This is a genomic window from Armatimonadota bacterium (genome assembly GCA_018268395.1).
Lineage (GTDB): Bacteria > Armatimonadota > Fimbriimonadia > Fimbriimonadales > Fimbriimonadaceae > JAEURO01.
Genome location: JAFDWQ010000008.1, coordinates 161,558 through 180,181, shown reverse-complemented (window position 1 = coordinate 180,181; position 18,624 = coordinate 161,558). Strand labels below are relative to the sequence as shown.

General features: G+C 63.4%; 17 protein-coding genes and 1 tRNA gene. 13 read left to right on the top strand and 5 right to left on the bottom strand.

Going from position 1 to position 18,624, the window contains the following annotated elements; all coding sequences use genetic code 11:
• Positions 1-32: 32 nt before the first annotated feature.
• The 5 genes from JST30_13435 to coaD are packed head-to-tail and all read left to right on the top strand — an operon-like array spanning position 33 to position 6,216.
• Entirely contained in the window at positions 33-2,528 is a 2,496-nt protein-coding gene (locus JST30_13435) for a bifunctional YncE family protein/alkaline phosphatase family protein (protein MBS1715329.1), read from the top strand.
• 38 nt (positions 2,529-2,566) lie between these two features.
• On the top strand, positions 2,567-3,334 hold the full coding sequence (locus JST30_13430; protein ID MBS1715328.1) for a hypothetical protein: 768 nt from the start codon (positions 2,567-2,569) through the stop codon (positions 3,332-3,334).
• Positions 3,335-4,360: a hypothetical protein gene (locus JST30_13425; protein MBS1715327.1), complete on the top strand. Its 1,026-nt coding sequence runs from the start codon at positions 3,335-3,337 to the stop codon at positions 4,358-4,360.
• Between the two features lie 45 nt (positions 4,361-4,405).
• Positions 4,406-5,719 (top strand): HlyC/CorC family transporter, encoded by a 1,314-nt coding sequence (locus JST30_13420; GenBank protein ID MBS1715326.1) that lies wholly within the window; start codon positions 4,406-4,408, stop codon positions 5,717-5,719.
• 11 nt (positions 5,720-5,730) lie between these two features.
• Entirely contained in the window at positions 5,731-6,216 is a 486-nt protein-coding gene (gene coaD, locus JST30_13415; GenBank protein MBS1715325.1) for a pantetheine-phosphate adenylyltransferase, read from the top strand.
• Here the strand turns inward: coaD and JST30_13410 are convergent.
• Positions 6,205-6,804: a hypothetical protein gene (locus tag JST30_13410; GenBank protein MBS1715324.1), complete on the bottom strand. Its 600-nt coding sequence runs from the start codon at positions 6,802-6,804 to the stop codon at positions 6,205-6,207. The genes coaD and JST30_13410 overlap by 12 nt on opposite strands.
• Positions 6,805-6,902: 98 nt before the next feature.
• On the bottom strand, positions 6,903-7,211 hold the full coding sequence (locus JST30_13405; GenBank protein MBS1715323.1) for a hypothetical protein: 309 nt from the start codon (positions 7,209-7,211) through the stop codon (positions 6,903-6,905).
• A 104-nt stretch (positions 7,212-7,315) separates the two neighbouring features.
• Between JST30_13405 and JST30_13400 the strand changes: the two genes are divergently transcribed.
• The gene (locus JST30_13400; GenBank protein MBS1715322.1) at positions 7,316-7,474 is read left to right on the top strand and encodes a hypothetical protein; all 159 of its coding nucleotides are present in this window, start codon (positions 7,316-7,318) and stop codon (positions 7,472-7,474) included.
• On the opposite strand, the gene JST30_13395 is transcribed toward JST30_13400, so the two are convergent.
• Positions 7,471-9,801, bottom strand: a complete 2,331-nt coding sequence (locus tag JST30_13395) for a hypothetical protein (protein MBS1715321.1) — start codon at positions 9,799-9,801, stop codon at positions 7,471-7,473. The genes JST30_13400 and JST30_13395 overlap by 4 nt on opposite strands.
• 170 nt (positions 9,802-9,971) lie before the next feature.
• Here JST30_13395 and JST30_13390 point away from each other — a divergent pair, with 170 nt between their 5' ends.
• Complete coding sequence (locus tag JST30_13390; protein MBS1715320.1) at positions 9,972-10,664, top strand: PEP-CTERM sorting domain-containing protein; 693 nt, start codon at positions 9,972-9,974, stop codon at positions 10,662-10,664.
• A 63-nt stretch (positions 10,665-10,727) separates the two neighbouring features.
• On the opposite strand, the gene JST30_13385 is transcribed toward JST30_13390, so the two are convergent.
• Positions 10,728-11,987 carry an aminotransferase class V-fold PLP-dependent enzyme gene (locus JST30_13385; protein MBS1715319.1) on the bottom strand — a complete coding sequence of 420 codons (1,260 nt, stop codon included), beginning with the start codon at positions 11,985-11,987 and terminating at the stop codon, positions 10,728-10,730.
• A complete protein-coding gene (locus JST30_13380) occupies positions 11,984-12,823 on the bottom strand; it encodes a tryptophan 2,3-dioxygenase (protein MBS1715318.1) in 840 nt (279 codons plus the stop codon). The genes JST30_13385 and JST30_13380 overlap by 4 nt, the downstream gene beginning before the upstream one ends.
• A gap of 78 nt (positions 12,824-12,901) precedes the next feature.
• On the opposite strand from JST30_13380, the gene JST30_13375 reads away from it, so the two are divergent.
• The 6 genes from JST30_13375 (at position 12,902) to JST30_13350 (ending at position 18,624) form a co-directional block, all read left to right on the top strand.
• Positions 12,902-12,975 (top strand) — tRNA-Gln (locus tag JST30_13375).
• Positions 12,976-13,029: 54 nt separating this feature from the next.
• Entirely contained in the window at positions 13,030-14,142 is a 1,113-nt protein-coding gene (locus tag JST30_13370; GenBank protein MBS1715317.1) for a GNAT family N-acetyltransferase, read from the top strand.
• A gap of 80 nt (positions 14,143-14,222) precedes the next feature.
• Positions 14,223-14,852, top strand: coding sequence for a sigma-70 family RNA polymerase sigma factor (locus JST30_13365; GenBank protein MBS1715316.1), 630 nt, complete (start codon positions 14,223-14,225; stop codon positions 14,850-14,852).
• Positions 14,853-14,871: 19 nt separating this feature from the next.
• Positions 14,872-15,291 (top strand): hypothetical protein, encoded by a 420-nt coding sequence (locus tag JST30_13360; protein MBS1715315.1) that lies wholly within the window; start codon positions 14,872-14,874, stop codon positions 15,289-15,291.
• Complete coding sequence (locus JST30_13355) at positions 15,291-16,256, top strand: hypothetical protein (GenBank protein ID MBS1715314.1); 966 nt, start codon at positions 15,291-15,293, stop codon at positions 16,254-16,256. The genes JST30_13360 and JST30_13355 overlap by 1 nt, the downstream gene beginning before the upstream one ends.
• 40 nt (positions 16,257-16,296) lie before the next feature.
• Complete coding sequence (locus JST30_13350; protein ID MBS1715313.1) at positions 16,297-18,624, top strand: transglycosylase domain-containing protein; 2,328 nt, start codon at positions 16,297-16,299, stop codon at positions 18,622-18,624.

The following is an 18,624-nucleotide window of genomic DNA, read 5'->3' as shown; positions in this document are numbered from 1 at the left end:
AAATCCGTCCACGGACCGCGTAACCTCGCGCTATGCGACGCGCCGTCGTCACCGCCTTGAGCCTGATCGCCGTCGGGGTGCTCTTCGCCAGCCCCTTCAGTCCGTTCCGTAAAGCGATGGGGCCCCAACCGGACGGCACGTTCCTCGTGTCTTCGGGACAGACCGTTTTGCCCGGTACTGTCGCGTTCGACCAGCGTTTGAGCGACCTCGCCCTGAACCCGAAGGACGGTCTGGTCGCGGTCGTGGCGAAGAACAAGGTGTTCCTCGTGGAGGGGAAGGGGATGGTCGCCGGTAGCGACGTCGCCCTTGGCGCCAATGCGGGGTTCCACGGCGTGCTGTGGTCCCACGGCGGCGACCGCCTGTACGTCTCGACCGACGCAGGTCACGTCCAGGTCTTCGATTACTCGGACAAAAGGCTGAAGGCGGCGCAGAAGATCGTCCTCAAAAAGGAAGGCGAGAAGACGAACCCGGTTCCCGGCGGCATGTGTCTGAACGGCGACGGTTCCCGCCTCTACGTCGCCTGCACGAACCTCGGCAGCGCGGCCGAAGTCGACACGTCGACCGGAAAGGTCCTGCGCTACCTTGAAGCGCAGCGTTTGCCGTTCACGGTGCGGCTGAGCCCGGACGAGTCGACGCTGATCGTCTCGAACTGGGGCGGCGAACCGCCTGACGAGGACGACGAGAAAGACCTTAGCCAGGACCTGGAGCTCAAAGTCACGCACGAAGGCAGTACCGCGACAGGCACGGTCTCGATCGTCGACCTCAAGACGGGCGGAACGTCGCCCGTCTACGTCGGATTCCATCCGACGGGCCTTGCGGTGGCCGGCGACCTCGTGTACGTGGCGAACGCGATGAGCGACAGCATCAGCGTCGTGGACTGGAAGAAGCGGAAAGTCGTCAAGACGATCGAGCTCCGGTTCAACGGTAAGAAGGTCATCGGTTCTATGCCGAACGAACTGGCATACCGGGACGGCACGCTCTACGCCTGCAACGGCGGCGACAACGCGCTGTGCGTCATCGATCCGGCGACGGGAAGGGTCAAGGGCTACCACCCGGCAGGCTACTATCCGACCGGCGTCCAACTGACCTCGGACGGCCGTACCGCGTACGTGGTCAACACGAAGGGCAACGGCTCTGTCAAGAACTCCGTCAAGGGCGCCAAAGCCCGGAACGCGCACGACTTTCAGGGCACCGTGAGCGTCGTCGATCTCGGCGCCGACCTGAAGGTCCAATCGGCGAAAGTCGCGGAGTTGAACGCTTGGAACACCCCCGCCGACCTGTACAAGCCGAAGATGAAGGTGTACCAGGGTGGGATCAAGCACGTGATCTACATCATCAAGGAGAACCGCACTTACGACGAGATCTACGGCGACATGCCGGAGGGCAACGGCGATCCGTCCCTGTGCAGCATCGGCGAATCCGCCATGCCGAACCACCGCAAACTGGCGCGCACGTTCGGGCTCTTCGACAACGCCTATGTGTGCGGGACGAACAGCGCCGACGGCCACCAATGGGCGAACCAAGCCGGCGCCAACGAATACTTAGAGCACTTCTACGTCGGCTACTCGCGGACGTATCCGGACGACGGTGAGGACGCGATGGCGCTGAACAGCACGGGCCGGATCTGGGACGCGGCGATGAAGGCCGGCAAGACCGTCCGAGTCTATGGCGAGTGGGCGGGTGACGACCAGGCGCTCTACGAACCCCGCAAACCGAAGGACTGGTTCGAAGCCTGGGAGGACCGCGAAACAGGACGGAACGAGTTCAAGTACAAGGCCCACACGCGCGTACCCAGTCTCAAGGCCGTCTTGTGTCCGGACTACCACTATTGGCCGCTGATCCAAAGCGACCAAAGCCGCGTGGACGTCTTCGAGCGCGAGTTCCGTTCGTTCGAAGCGCAAGGCAAAGTCCCGAACCTGATCGTCATGTCGCTTCCGAGCGACCACACGGAAGGGACGTCGAAGGCGTATCCGACCCCCCGCAGCATGATGGCCGACAACGACCTCGCCCTCGGCCGGATCGTCGACATCGTCTCGCACAGCAAGGTGTGGAAGGAGACGTGCATCTTCGTGACGGAAGACGACGCTCAAGCCGGACCCGACCACGTCGACGGACACCGCACCTCCACGCTCGTCATGAGCCCGTATTCGAAGCGGGGCGTCGTCAACAGCGGCTTCTTGACCCAGGTGAACATCTTGCGCTCGATCGAGGAGATGTTGGGGTTCAAGCCGATGACCAAGTTCGACACGATCGCCACACCTGTCACCGAATGCTTCGTCGAAAGACCGGACCTGACGCCGTACACCGTCGCCAAGAACAACGTGCCGCTGGGCGAGCGGAATCCCGACAAGGAGATGACCGCGATGGACAAGTACTGGCACGACAAGACGATGTCGTTAGACTGGTCCGGACTGGACCGTGCGGACTTCTACTGGCTCAACCGCATCGTCTGGTATTCGATCCACAAAGGCAAGCGCCCCTATCCCGACCGTCCCTGGGACGAGCCGGGCCGTGTCGACACGGACTGAGGCCCTTGCGCCCCAGGGCTTCGGAGTAAAGTCCCAGGGTGCCGCGAGCCGTGCCGCTTTCGCTCTTCTTGGCCTTCGCCGTCGGGTGTGCGCCGCCGAAAGCCTCCGTCGGGCCGGACTCCAAGACGCCCTTCCAAGTCCAGGCCTTCGCGTTGGTGTCCGACGTCGACGGTAAGCCGGGCAAGGAGGTCGAAACCTTCGACTATCGGCAGCGGACACAGCGGTTCCGTGTCCGTCTGGACCGAGCGGCCAAGGGCGAGAAAGCGGTCTGGATCTTCACCGCCAAAAACACGGTCGCGGGGTCCGGTAAGCAGATCAAGACGTTGGAAGGCAACGTCGAAGGCGACGAAATGCGGGCCGAAGTGACCTTGGCCAACGACTGGCCAGTCGGGACTTACGCCGTCGACGTCACGCTCGACGGCGAGAAACTCTTGGAGCGGGACTATGTCGTGACAGGTCAGTCTCAAAAGCTCGTTTTCGGAGCCCATTCGATCGCGGCCGACGACGGGCACGGCCTTCCCGGCCCCAAACGGGAGAGTCTGAAGTCGACCGAACGCAAGATCCACCTGCAAGTCTCGACGCGCGGCATCGACACGACGAAACCCAAAGTCGTGTGGCGCATTTTCCGGAAGCGCGGGAACGGGGAAGTCGAAATCGGAAGCGTCGAACAACCGGCGCTCGCCCTTCAGGACAGCATGTTGAAGGCGGAGTTCTTGGTCGACCGCGACTGGAGGCCCGGCACCTACGTCGCCCAGATCGAAGTCGCCGGCAAGCCTGCCCACCGTTTCACGTTCGAGATCGAGTAGATGCGTCGGATCGAACCGGAAAGCGAAAGCTGGAAGAAGATGGTGTTGCGGAGCATGACTCCGCCTGCCTGGCTCGGTCCCGACGCTCCCGAATCGGACATCGTTGTCAGCACTCGCGTCCGCTTTGCCCGTAACGTCTGCGGCAAGCGGTTTCCGCACGTCGCAACGATCGAGGAGCTCAAGAGCGTCCAAGAATTGGCCAAGGGCGTGGCCGCCGACTCGGCCCTCGACTTCACCCTCCGGATCTCAGAAGCGGAACGCGACTTTCTCCTAGGTTGCCGTCTGATCTCGCCCGAGTTCCAACACCGGGAACCCGCCCGTTGCCTGTTGCTGGACAAGTCACGGACGGTCAGCGTGATGGTCAACGAAGAAGACCACTTCAGGCTCCAAGCCTTGACCGCCGGTTGGAGCCTGAGCAACGCCCACTCGGCCGTCTCGTCCGTCGTCCGGCAGTTCGAAAGCCATATGACGTTCATGTGGTCGCCCCAGTACGGTCACCTGACGTCGAGCCCCTACAACGCGGGGGAGGGCCGAAGGCTCTCGGCCCTGTTCCACTTGATCGGCCTGGCCCATACGAAGCGTTTGCCCGCCGTTTTGAAAGCCTTGTCCGCCTGGCGGTTGACGGCGAGGGGTCTCTTCGGCGAATCGAGCCGAGCAGTGGGAGCGTTCTTCCAAGTCAGCGCGACGACGGGCGCGATCGTCGAGTTTTCCGGCGCCTGTGAGTACCTTTTGGCCGAGGAACGCCAGGCCCGTCGTGAGATCACACGTCGGTCGTTGACGGAGAAGACCCGGTCGGCCGTCGAATACGCCGTGGCCTCGTCGGACATCTCATTGGCCGACGCTCTCCGGGTCCTCGGTTGGGTGAGGTGGGCCGCAAGCGCAGGCATCGACGGGGCCCCCGCTTCGAGCCGGGACGTGGACCAGTGGGTGTCGACCATGGAAGTCCACGGGACGCAGGATCCCAAGACGGCCGACAGGCACCGGGCCGTCTTCCTTCGGCAACGGTTAGAGCCCGCCTTGGCGTGACCTTGCCCGAAGGCCGTGACCGATTTGATAAACTGAGGCCCACACATGGACGGCGAAGTCGTGATGACTCTCGTGATCAGCATCCTCGTGCTGATCGGAAGCGCCTTCTTCGTCGCCGGGGAATACGCCCTTGTCGGCGCCCGCAGGACCAAGATCGAGGCCCTTGCTAAGAAGGGGAACCGTTCTGCAAAGCAGGTCCTTAAGGCGCTCGACAATATCTCGGTCTATGTGGCCGGAACGCAGGTCGCGATCACGTTGTGCGGCATCGCGACAGGCTCCGTGACCGAGCCCTACCTTCACGGCGTCCTCGAGAAATTTTTGGGCTTCCTTCCCGTGTCGCTCATCAAATTCCTATCGATCATCGTCGTCGCCCTCCCGCTTGTCATCCTCGGGGAGCTCGTGCCGAAGTACGCCGTCCTTGCCAATCCAGAGCGAGCGGCGTTGGCGACCTCAGGGCCGCTTCGCTTCCTCGTCATGGCGGTCTCTCCCTTGATCTGGTTGACGCGCAAAGGCAGCGAACTGACCCTGAGGCCGTTCGGGATTTCGATGGACGGGGCAGCGGACGAAGTCGTGAGCCGCGAGGAACTATCGCTCCTGATCGAAGCCGGGAAGGACGAGGGCCACTTCGAAGAATCGCAGGCGACCGTCATCCACCGCGCCCTCAAACTGGACCGGCTGGACGCTGCGGACGTCATGGTGCACCGGCTGGACATCAAGTGGATCGCGGACTCTCAGACCCGGGCCGAGATTTCACAGGCGATGCGGACGGTCGCCCATTCCCGGATCCCGGTGTGCGGGGAGGACATCGACGATGTGCTCGGTGTCGTTTATCTGCAAGACCTTGTCCGGCATTGGGACGAAGAGGATTTCTCCCTGTCGAAGGTCCTCCGGCCCGCCGTCTTCGTGCCCGAGAGCCTGACGCTGGACCGCATCGTCCAGCTCATGAGGCAAGAGAAGACCCAGATCCTCTTCGTCCGCGACGAATATGGCGGTACCGCGGGTCTGCTCACTTTGGAGGACGTCGTCGAGGAGGTCTTCGGCGAACTCGAAGACAGTCTTGAAAGCGAGAGGCCTCCGATCGAAAGGACCGGGCCGAACCGCGTCACGGCCCGCGCCGACGTCCGGTACGACGAACTCCTGGAATTCCTCGGTGTCGAACCTTTTGAGACGGGTTATACGACCGAGGGCCTCGCCGAGATCGTCGCCCAGGAGCTGGGCAACGTCCCGAAGCTGGGCGACTCCGTGACCCTTCCCATCGGGCGCCTCCGAGTCGAAAACATGGCCCGACGGCGCGTCACGCGCCTCTTGTTGCTGACGGACCCGCCGTCACCGACCGTCGACACGGCCCAAGGACGCTAAACTCCGGCCCGATGCGACGCGCGATCTACCCTGGCTCGTTCGACCCGCCGACACTCGGACACCTCGACATCATCGAACGGGCTTCAGGCCTGTTCGACGAAATGATCGTCGCGATCGGCGTCAATTCCGACAAGAGCCCGTTCTTGTCCGTCGACGACCGCGCCGCCCTGCTCGAAGAGTGCGCAGGATCGCTGAAGAACGTCCGCGTGGCCGTCTTTTCCGGCCTGCTCGTGGATTACGCCGATTCGCAAGAGTGCAACGTCATCGTCCGAGGCCTCAGGGCTGTCAGCGATTTTGAATACGAGTTCCGAGTCGCGATGGCGAACAGGAAACTTGCACCGCACGTCGAGACCCTGTTCCTGATCACGCGAGACGAATACTCGTTCTTGTCGAGCTCGGTCGTGAGGGAGGTCGCACGTCTCGGGGGCGACGCGACCCCGTTCGTCCCCGGCCCGGTCGCGCGGCACATGGCCGCGAAGACCGGACTAAAGGGTTGAGTCGACAGGGCCGGTTCCGGACGTCGAAGCGTCCCGGACACGGTCCCTGAACTTACCGAGGACGTAGTTCGCCCTCTTTTCTTCTTCGGCCGTACTGGGCTGCAACGACCGGAACAAGCGCGACGCCTCGGTCAGCAGTCCTCGTGCCTGATCGACGGTTTGGGCTTCGACCGCGGTGCGGGACTGCTTCTCATAGGCGGCCTGAGGGCCTTGACCTGGGCGGCCGAACAACGGTTGTCCTTCGACGCGGGCTTCGGTGACCATCGAATCGGCCAGTTCCGAAGCGGTGTCGAGCAACCTGCGGTTCGCACGTGCAGGATCCGTCGCACGACGGTTCTGCTCCATGCCGGACTGGACGTTGTCCACGAGGTCGGCCAAGTAGCCTAAAACGGCGGAGGCGGCGCGCGACCGCTGAGACGGCGCCGCAGGTGGCGAGAGGTCGGCCGCAGCCGTCGTTCCGACGTCTGCGGCAGGCCGGTGCACGTTCCGCCCGAGCGGCCGCTGGCCGACGGCAGGTTGCAGCCGGAGAACGGACGCCGACCGGACGGCCGGGTCGAAATAGGGTCCTGACAAGGGCACGATAAGCATTCGGGACGTATCGTCCCACAATGGATAACGGCAGACTTGTCGCCGTCTTCACCCCGAGAATTAGGGGTTGTGGCCGAGACCGGCAGAGTCGCGGGCGACTAGCGGACGAAGTGGATCTTGGGTTCGGCGAGGTCGTCCAAGAGCATCACGCTGACGATCGGCATCGGACGGGCTTTGGCGATCTCCCGGGCCTCGTCGAAGCTGACTTCGATGCACGCCATACCGCTGAGGTCGATCCACTCGGCGAACCGGAAGGCCGATCCCTCCGTGCTGAAACATGCGAGACCGTGCACACCCTGGTGGCAATAGCAGCCGAACTTGTTCGAAGGAGGATGTTTCAAGACGAACAGCGTCTCGGGGATCGTTTCCTCGATCTCGACGAACGGACAAGCTAGGGTCTGAGACATGGCTCTAGTACTAGTGTTGGCTTTCTACCTAGGGGATTTGAGGGTCATGGGCCGAAGAAAGTTCCCGACCTGCCCGTGGCACGCGGATTGCAGGGCCCAAGGGCATGCGGACATGGACGGTCGCAGTCTTCCTTCTCATCGGTCTCGTCGCCACGGCCCAAGCCGCTGGGCTCCACGCACCGAGCGTTGACAACGCGGCCGTCAAAGCCGCCTTGCCGGTCCTCATGGCCGTCGGGCTGGCCGTTTCGCGCAAGGTCCGCTAGACCTCCCACACGTCGATCGGACGGCCCGTAAAGGCGAATTCCAGTGTCCGACCCTGCACCTTCGCGCCGTTCACCGTGACGTCCGGACGCCCGCCCAAGAACCAGAACTTCGGCCGTATCGGCCCGAACCCGTCCTGCACCTGTCGCCAGTCCACGCGGACCTTTCCCTTCTTGGACGTCACCCCGACCTCGATGGCGGACCGTTCGCCCTTCTGATAGCTGAAACTGACCCCATCGTCGGCCACGTAGACCGTCCGGAACGTGCCGTCCACGTCGGGATGCAGGGCCACGAGGAACGTCGGCGAGCTCAAATCGACGGACCCATCGAGAGAGACTCGTTCCTGGACGGGGACGAGGGCACCCTGCCGGGCGAACAAGGGGCTCTCGCTCTTCTTGGTTTTGAGCTTGTGGCGGCCAGGCTGGAACCAGTCTCCTGTAGCGAGGTCGAACCACGGCGTCTCGCCCGGAAGGACGGCATCGACCGATTTGGCCCCTAGCGATAAGACGGGCGCCTGCAACAGTTCAGGACCGATGAGGAACTGGCCATCGGCCGACGCGAGATCCGGTTCGTCGTAGGCGTAGATCAACGGTCGGACGATCGGTTCGCCTGTCTCTTCGTGGTCCGCGAACAATTGGTACAAGTAGGGAAGGAAGGTGTAGCGGAGGCGGATGAACCGTGCGATCACGGCCTTTGTCTTCGCCGGATACCGCCAAGGTTCTTCGTACCGGCTGTCGTTCGTGGAGTGGTTCCGGAAGAACGGGAACAAGAAGCACGCCTGGATCCAACGGGACATGAGTTCCGGGCCCGCATCGCCTCCGAACCCCCCGACGTCAGGGCCGCAGAAGGGAAGGCCGCTGAGCGACATTCCGAGGACGGTCGGGACGCACTGCCGGAGATAGTGTTCGTTCGAAACGTTGTCTCCGGTCCAAATCGCCGAGTAGCGGCTCGAACCGGTCGACCCCGACCGTGACAGAAGGAACGGTCTCTCGTCCGGAAACGCCTGGAGGAAGCCGTCGCGGGTCGCCATCTGCATCCCGAGCGCATATTGGTTCCTCAAGACGCCGTGCGGGACCACACCGCCGTGGAACAACAGACCGTTGGGATCGACGGGCCCCGTCGACGGGTCGTTCATGTCGATCCAAGCCGCCCCAAAGCCCGACCGCCGGAACTCCGCGACGTGGCCGCTCCACCACGACCGGACCGAGGAAAGGTTGAAATCCGGGTACACGGTCTCGCCCGGCCAGACGAGCCCGACGAACTCGCCGCCTTCGACGTTCTTGCAGAACACGTCGTGTTCGCGACCCTCGTCGTAAACCCTGTTGCCAGGTTCCTTCTTCACGCCAGGGTCGATGATCGGGACGATCCGGCGCCCGTTCTTGGCCAGCGAATCGGCCGTCGCTTGGGCGCCCTTTGGAAACTGCTTCTTGCTCGTCTCGAAGATGCGGAACCCGTCCATGTAGTCGAGGTCGAGCCAAAGCCCCGAGCAAGGGATCTCCTCCTTCTCGAACCTCTGGTCCAACATCATGAGATCGTCGTGCCCTCCGTATCCCCAACGGGACTGGTGGTAACCCAGAGACCATAGGGGCGGCAGAGGAGTCTTTCCGACCAACGCCTGAAGCTTGCGCGTCAAACCTGCAAGCGTCTTGTCATGGAGGATCCACAAGTCCGGCCGACCGTTTTCGGACCCCAAGATCAGTTTGTTGGACGTGCGCTGCCACTCGACGAACACCCGGGTGGCGTCCTTTCCCGGGGTTTCCATGAACGTGACGCCGGGGTCGTCCAACAGGAACCCGGTCCACCCCGCCGAAGTCCGGACGGCCAGATACGGCGTCGAGAAATACGGGGGGTCGGCGGCGTGTTCGCTCCATTGTCCCCAGTGGAAGTCGCTCCAAACGTCCGTGTTCCAGAACTTCGTCCGGACTCCAGAGAGCTCGAGCCTGCCGAACCACTTTTCACCCATTCCGAAGTAGAGGCTGTCGGGCGGCACTTCGAACTGGAACAGCGAGGCCTGCCCGCTGACGCCGAACCCCTGCCCTGGCACGGTCGCGACGACGGGTCGGCCATCGTCGTCGAGCAAGGTCAGGTCGAACGGCTTACCGATTTCGACGCGGCCGGCGGCGGCCGGCGACGGCGCTTCGAGTCCGGACAGGGTCAATCCGGTACGCCAGACGTGCGGATCGTCGGCAAACATCCGAAAGTGGCCGTTCTCATAGCTCCGGACTCTGAGTTCGAATTCTCGACTTCCGGCAAGAGCCCGCCCCGAGGCTTCGTCGTAGTCCCTCACGAACGAGAAGTTGGCCGGATGCGGGTACTTCGTGAAGAACATTCAGGTTCCATTCTGGCCCATGAAGCCGATTCTGGCCAGGAACGGTCGACCGCTGGCAATTCTGCCGGATTTTGCCGAAACGGGCTGGTTTTGGGGTTTGAAGAATACGTATCCCTAACGTAATCGTCCCTCGCATCTAATAGAATGGAGCCGTTAGTGACGGAGTGGAAATGATGATCCGGACCGCTTTCTTTGCAGTCACCGCCCTGGTGTCGACGGCCTCGATGGCCCAATACGTCGTCCGCGGCGAGTTCAACGACTGGGGCAACCTTGGCGACCTGACGATGAGCGAGACGTTCGCGGGCAGCGGAGTCTACACGGCGACCGCGACGGGACTGACCGCCGGTCAAGGCTACGAGTTCAAATGCACGACACCGGACTGGTCGTTCAACGGGCCGCCCTCCAATGCCCGGACGGTCGCCAATGCGAACGGCGAGATCACGTTCTTCTTCAATCCGTCGACGTCGTACGCCGACGGTTGGATGCCGAACGGCGACAAGCGGGTCGGTTGGTCCGATTCGGGTCTGTTCGGTTGGGAGATGATGGGCTCGGTGAACGGCTGGACCGACCCCTTCGCGTCCCTTACCGACATGGGTAACGGCCTTCACCGGTACACGGGCGTCTTCGCGGCCGGAGCGTACGAATTCAAGTTCCGGAGGCAAGGCGACTGGGGTTACTCGATCGGTACCGACTTCGGCAACGCGGCGGGCAACGCGACGTTCGCGTCGGACGGAGTGACCGCTCTCGAGTTTTCGTTGGACCTCCCGAACGGCCGGTGGCGCGTCAATCCGGTTCCGGAACCGACCACTCTCATCGGCATGGCGGTCGGAGCCCTTGTCCTCGCACGGCGAAGGAAACGCTAAGTCCGAGTCTGGACGTGACGCGAACGCGGCGGCCCTGATCGTGACGAGGGCCGCCGCTCGGCGTCATCCCCAACAAGCGGCCGTCGCTTGGGCCGCGGCCTCGAGTTCGTCGGTCGTCGTCAAGAAGTCGGGTCCGAACCGTACGAACCCGCCGCGGGCATCGACCGTGACCGCTCTCTCCTTGAGTCGGGCGGCAAGACCCGACGCGTCCGGGTGAGGGACGAGGGTAAAGGCGCCATATGCCTCGGGGTCCGGGGGCTGGAAGCAGTCGACGCCATGTGACCTGAATCGGTCTCTGAGCGCGTCCTGTTGGTCCAAGTTGTACGCCCGGGCCCGTCCGACACCGACGGACAGGGTCGTGCGGATCCCGGGATTGGCTTGAAAGGCGGTCAGGACCGGCGGCGTGCTTTCCATCCACGCGTCCCCTCCAGTGGCGTACTCGGGCGGGTCCGGCCTGCGGTATGCGAACACGTCCTTTTTGGCGAACCATCCTGTATCGAGCGTCTGCAGGCGATCGTCGTCCAGCACCTGGGGCGCGATGGCAAGATAACACGCCCCCGGGCCGCCCCGGAGATATTTGTAACTCCCGCCGATGACGAAATCGACCTCGGGTTCCGTCATGTCGAACGGAACGACTCCTACCGCATGATAGGCGTCGACGAGGACGCGCGCGCCGTGCCGCTTGGCGCAAGCCACGATGTCCTCCACCCCTTGTAGGATCTGGCCCGTCCCAAAGAAGACGCTCGAGACGATGACGAGGTCGGTGTCCGGCGTCACCGCGGCACAGACGTCGGCGGGCCCGAAGACGGGTACGCCGCCTTGACGTCCGCCCGGAGGCACCCACTTGACAACTGCTCTTCCACGTTGTGTATAAGTTTTTAAAATAAAATCTATACTGTCGAATTCGCCCGTAGTAGCGACGACCCGCAAAGGACGGTCGAGCGGAAAGGCGTTGAGGACAGCTCGCAGGCCTTGTCCGGCCGACGTTTTCGGGACGACGCAGTCCGGAACGTCCAGGCCAAGAAGGAGGGCGATCTGGGATCGGAACGTTTGGACTTCAGACATCCAGCGGTCGTCTTCCCAACACTCGTCGAGCCTCCCGTACCACAGTCGCATCGCACGAACGACGTTGTCCAGCGTCGCGTCGGGGGGTCGGCCCAGTGAATGGTTCGCAAGATAAGCACCGCTGAAGCCGTCCCCGTTTGCGACCGAAGGGTCAGGGTCGTCACAGACCGACATCCCCTGCACCGTGTACGAGAACAGGGGTGCAAGACACTCTCGGACCACTCCCTCGGTCAGGGCGCCCGTCGCCGGCAAATTCATGCACCGATCTCCGTCCGCACGTCCCAGAGTTCCGGGAATAGGCGGATATGGATAGCTTTACGTAAGAAACTTACACCAGTACTTCCGCCAGTCCCCATTTTGTGCCCGATGATCCGCTCGACGGTCAACATGTGCCGGACGCGCCAAAGGGTGAACTGTTCCTCGACGTCCACGAGCTTCTCGCACATCTCATAGGCGTCCCAGTTCGCCGACGGATCGTCATAAATGGCCTTGATCGACCGGACGATCCCTGGCTTGGCCGCATAGGGCATGGACCAGTCCCGCTCGACGTCCTCCCTCTTTGCGAGCCCATGGCGGACCAGGTAGAGGAGGAACTCGTCGTAAATGCTCGGTGCGTGGAGCGCTTGGTTCAAAGAGGCTTCGACCGTCGGACGGTGCCGGAAGACACGGACGGAGTCGGCGTCCTTGTTGCCCAGAAGGAACTCGATCGTCCGGAACTGATGCGACTGGAACCCGCTCGAATTCCCAAGCACGCCTCGGAACTGTGCGTACTCGGTCGGAGTCAAGGTTTCGAGGACGGCCCACTGTTCGAAGAGGATCCGCTGGACGTGCTTGACCCTGGCAAGGATCTTGAAGCTGGGTTCGAGTTGGTCGGCCCGGATGAAGGCCATCGCCGCTTTGAGTTCGTGGATGACGAGCTTCATCCAGAGCTCGGAGGTCTGGTGCTGGATGATGAAGAGCGTCTCGTCGTGGTGGACAGGGTCGCTCAACGGGCTTTGCGCGGCCAAGATCTCCTCGAGCTTCAGGTACCCGGCATAGTCGAGCCGCGACGCGAAGTCGGTATGGATGGTCTCTTCGAACGGGCGTGGCTGCATGGTGCGAGGATACACGTCCCAGACGCGGTTCGGACCTCGCTTCCCGAACCGACGCGGCGGGGTACCATCGCTCCCTGTTGGCGGATCGTCTAATGGTAGGACAGCGGTTTTTGGTGCCGTCAGTCTAGGTTCGAATCCTAGTCCGCCAGCCAGCTTCTCTCCGTTCGACGGCGCCGTAGCTCACGGGCTCACAGGTAGATTGGGGAATGGACCTCGACGCTGCGACATGGCCCCCGCGCCGGCTCTTCGCCGACGGGCTCACGGTCCGAGCCTATCGCCCCGGAGACGGGGTGCACCTTGCCGAAGCCGTCCGATCGTCTTACGAGCACCTGCGTCCTTGGATGCCGTGGGCCAGACCGGACTCCACGGCGCAAGACTATGAAAAGACCGTCGAGCAACTTGTGCGCAAGTTCGACGACCGTGAAGACTTCACGTTGGCCGTTCTAGAGGGCGAGTCGTTCGTCGGCAGTACCGGGTACCACATCCGGGTCGGGAGCCTGGAATCGCGGAACGCCGAGATCGGGATGTGGATCCGTGCGGACAGGTCCGGCCAAGGGACGGGGACGCGGCTCTTGAAGGCGCTGATCCAGTGGGGTTTCGACGAGTGGGGGTTCGAGCGTCTCGTCTGGCGGTGCGACCCGGAGAACCGCGCCAGTGCCCGCGTCGCCGAGAAGTGCGGGATGGTGTACGAAGGCACCCTCCGGTCGGACGTCCGACTACCGGACGGCGAGCGGAAGGACAGTCTGGTCTACGCCCTCTTGTCGAGCGAGCGGCCCAATTCCGGGTCGGTCGCACCGGGGGCCTCGGGGCTCAAAGTCCGCGCGGCCCTGCCGTCCGATGCGGAAGCCATGGCGGCCGCCTACAACGAGGGCATCGAAGACCGGGTGGCGACCTTCGAAACAAGGTCGCGGACCGCCGAAGACATCCGGGACTGGTTCGATTGCGACCTGCCGAAAGTGGTGGTGGAGCTCAACGGGACCGTGGTTGCGTTCGCCGCTGCCTTCCCTTACTCGGACCGGTGCTGTTACGGCGGTATCGCAGAGTTTTCCGTCTATGTCCGGAGGCACCTGAGGGGGCGGGGGCTCGGAACGGTCGCGATGGAGGGACTCGTCGAAGCGGCCGTAGCCCATGGACTTCACAAGTTGATGTCGCGCGTCTTTCCTGAAAACCGGGCAAGCCTGGCGGTCCTGCGGCGCCTGGGTTTCCGGACGGTCGGGACGCACCGCTCGCACGGACGCCTGGACGGTGCGTGGAAGGACTGCGTGTGCGTCGAGCGGGTCCTTCATACGTCCTTGTCCGGGGACCGGGCCCCGGGATAGGCCAAAAACAGGTGAAGGAACGGTCCCCGCCTACAATGGGACAGTGAACCCCGCGGGGCCGTGTTCGTCTGTACCGTCAGATGAGCGGACTCGCAGGAGCCGGCCGATTGAGTTCAAGACGTCAGATCGACACCGCGACCGAACAGGCCCTGGTGGCGAAGTGCCTCCGGAACGACTACGAAGCGTTCGGGAGGATCGTCGACGCCTACCAGACCCGAGTGCTCGGCTTCGTGCGCCGCATGCTTCGGAGCGAGGAGGAGGCGTTGGACGTCACCCAAGAGGTCTTCATCAAGGCGTTCCAAGGGATGTCCCGGTTCGACGGAAGGGCGTCATTGAGGACTTGGCTCTTCCGGATCGCCTATAACCTGTGCGTCGACCGGTCGCGCAAAGGCGACCGTACCCCGGTCCATACGAGCCTTGAACCTTCGGTTTCGGACGACGAGCCGATCGAGTTCGCCGACAACCGGTGGAGCCCGGAGGAGCTCGTCATGAACGAAGAACTTGCCGAAGTCCTGGAACGGGCGCTTGAAGGCATGTCCGAAAAGCTCCGGACGGTCCTCTTGCTTCACGACAAGGAAGACATGGCTTACGAAGAGATCGCGATGACCGTCGACGTGCCCGTCGGGACGGTCAAGAGCCGACTGTTCCTCGCAAGGGCGCACCTGCAGAAAGTGATCGGCCAGTACTTGGCCACGGGAACGGGAGTTTGATATGATGAACAACGGACACATGAGGAAGCTGTCGGAGGAACAGCCGATGACGCCGGACGTCGTCTTGGCGTTGGACGAAGCCTTGGAGGCTTCGGCGGGCCTCGGAAAGATCGTCCACGACCTTCCCGATCCCGAGCCGAGCCTTGCTTGGCGCAGCAAGCTCAACGGGCGTTTGCTCGCGGTCTCCCCGAAGAAGAGGCGCACGGCCGTCTGGACGTGGCTGTCCGGTGGAGTCGCCGCGACGGCGCTGGCCGCGTTCGCGTTCGTCAGCCTGTCGGCCAAGCCGCCGGCCCCGGAAAGGCCCGACGCCCCGAACGGTCCCGTCGCCCAGGCGTCGGCCGGACTGGAAGAAAGCCTTTTGACGGCCCATAACGACGCCAACCTCGAGAGCGGTCTCGGCGTGGCCTGGACCCAAGAGGCGCCGAAGCCCAGATCCTGATGATCCGCGCCGCCCTCTTCGTCTGGATCGCCCTCTCGGCGGTCGCCGTCTCCGCTCAAGGGAAGCCCCGCGGACGGCACGAGGGCCCGCCGCCGACCGTCCATCCGTTGTTCCGAAAGGTCATGGACGCCGCCTCACGGGTCCGGCTGTCCGGCGTCCGCGTCGTGCAAGTCCCCGATCAGGGCGACCGCCGGCTCGTCACCGAAAAGGTCTATCGGGACGGCTTCCGGATGAGGACCGAAGTGACGTCCACAGGCCCGAACAAGGGCGAGATCGCGGTCGAAGACGGACGCAAGCGACTGGTCTACTTCCCGTCGCGCAACGTCATCCGGGAGTTTCCGGCCCGAGAGCGGGAATCGTCGATGAGGCTCGGCCGCTTGGCCGGTATGTTCCCAGGGACGAAAGTGTCCGAGTCCGACGGTGGCAAGGTCGCCGGCGTCGCGACGAAGCTCCTCGAAGTCACCGGCCCGTCCGGCCGCGTGAACGCCCGGGCCTGGGTCGACACCGTCCACTGGGTCGTCCTCCGGCTGCAGACCTTCAACAGTAAAGGCGACCAAGCGGGCTCGGTCGAGTACACGTCCGTCGACTTCAGCCCCTCTTTCCCTCAGAGGGCATTCGAACTCATCGTCGCCGGGGCGAAGCGGGTCACGCCCGAAGACGAACTGGCCGAGTACGGCCGCGACCTCGGGTTCAGGCCCTACCGCCTGAAAGCCCCCTGGAAGCTGAGCTCCGTCCGTAAGATGACCCCACGGGGGACCAAAGTTTTGATGTCCGTGTACGACAGCAAAGACGGCCACCTCTCGTTGTTCCAGATCCAGGGCCAGCTCGACGGACAGAGATTGAAGCGCCTGGAAGGCCCGAACACGCACAGCCACGTGTGGGAGACGGGCGGCTACAAGTTCGCGCTGATCGGAAGCCAGACCGAAGAGGTCCTACGTCGCTTGGCGTCGACGGTCTCAGGTTAGCAACGACCCGGCTATCTGCCACGTCATAATCGCTAGACACTTGGCTAGGACTTCGGCGATCCCACGGGCGCCTTCGGTCGGAAAGAGGCCGAAATTCTGGCGTCGGCTCAAGATCGGGTGTAGCACCCTCTTCGTACTGACCTTCCTTGTCGGTCTGACCGGCGCGTTGTACGCCAAGCGTCAGCTCGACGATGCGGCGGCGATGATCCCGGACCTCCCCGAGCGCATGAAGCTCGTGGCGAAAGACCGGTCCTTGATCCTTTCGAAGGACGGCAAGGTCATGGAGTCGATGGCGACGGAGTTCCGTAAGCCGATCCGCATCCAAGACGTCCCCAAGCGGGTCATCGACGCGACCCTGGCAGCCGAAGACAAGCGGTATTACGACCACCAGGGCGTCGACTTCTGGGGCATGGGCCGCGCCGTCTTCTCGACGGTGAGCGGCAAGCGCGTCGAGGGCGGCAGCACCATCACGATGCAGCTCGTCAAGCGCACGTACACGAACTCCCGCAAGACCGTCGACCGAAAAGTCCAGGACATGGCGCTGGCGACCATGATCGAGCGTCAGCTCACCAAGTCGCAGATCCTGGAGCTCTACCTGAACCAGGTGTTCTACGGGGCCGGCGCGTATGGGATCGCCGCGGCGGCCGAGGTCTATTTTGGAAAGACGGCCGATAAGCTCACTTTGAGCGAGGCCGCGCTCCTGGCCCGGTGCGTCCGACGTCCGAGCGACGAAAACCCGTACGTCGACATGAAGACGGCCCTGCACAACCGCGACGTCGTGCTCGGCATCATGCACGACGAGGGCTGGATCACCGAAACGGAGTACGGCCGCGCCTTAAAGGAGAAGATCGTCCTGAAGAAGCGGGTGACCGGGAGCCAAGACCGGATCGCCCCTTACTTCTGCGACTACGTGAAGTCCGTCGTCCGCAAGGAGTTGCCGGACATCGACCTGACGTCCGGCGGCTACAGGATCGAAACGACGATCGACCTCAGACTGCAGGCGTACGCCGAAAAAGAGGTCAAGCGCATGGTCTCCCGGAACCGTGGTCTGCGCATCACCACGTCGGCGTTCCTCCTCATGGACGCGAGCGGCGGCGTCCTCGCGATGGTCGGCGGGCCCGACTATAAGAAGAACCAGTTCAACGTCATTACGCAAGGCCGTAGACAGCCGGGTTCGGCGTTCAAACCCCTCGTCTATGCGACCGCGTTCGAATACGGCGCTCTGGATCCCGACGGGTCCGTGAGCAACGAGAAGTACTACATCGAAGACCGAGGCCGTAAGCGGCCCATCCGCGGCGGAGGCCAGGGCGGCGACGTTTCGGTCCGGCGGGCCTTGGCCCAGTCCATCAACAATCCGGCGATGTGGGCCATGGACAAAGTGGGCCTCGACAACGTCATCGCCATGTCCCATAGCGCCTTTGGGATCGAAAGCGATCTCCCGCGGGTGGAGACGATCGCGCTCGGAGCCGACGAAGTCACGCCGATGGAACTGGCCACCGCCTACAGCGTGTTCCAGAGCGGCGGCGACCGGTTCACCCCGTTCGGCATCGTCCGCATCATCGGCCCGGACGGGTTGCCCGTCAAAGTGTTCGGCCCCAACTTCAAGCGACGGCAGCTCAGCCCCGAAGCGGCGCTCGGCATGGACTCCTGCCTCCGTGGCGTGGTCGCGGGCGGCACGGGATCCCGGGCGGGCGACGTCACGAACGCACGGGGCAAGACGGGCACGACCAGCGAGAACAAGGACGCCTGGTTCTGTGGCTACACCGACAAGTTCATCGGGGTCGGATGGGTCGCGAACGAGACGAAAGACGCGAAGGGCCGGGTGCGTTACCGCCCCATGGACGATTACGTCATGGGCGGTCACATGGTCGCTCCACTATGGGCCGACATCTTGAATTACGCACAAGAGGTCTACGGCGAGCAGCCGCGCAGCATGAGAGGCGGTTCGAGCCGCCGTACGGCCGACGAGCCTGTCGTTGACGATCCGCGCGAAGAGAACGGCGGGGCGGCCGAACCGACGACGGAACCCGAACCTGAAGTCCAGGAACCCGACACGGGCATGCCCGGGGACGAAGCTTCGGGGGCCGACGGTACGGAAGGAACGCCCGAAGGGGCCGAACCCGCTCAGGCAGGGCCTTCTGGAACCAAGCGTGACAAGCCTGCCGAAAAACACGGCGACACGAATCCCACGCCTGAAGGCAGGGGCGACGGAAGGCTGCCGGTGAACGACAACGTCGTCCTCGTTGAAGTCTGCGTCGACTCCGGCTTGAGGGCTTCCCGCTATTGCCCGGAACGGATCCGAAAGGCGTACCGACCCGGCAGCGCTCCCAAGGCTCGCTGCCGGACGCATAAGGGGCCCGACGGCTAA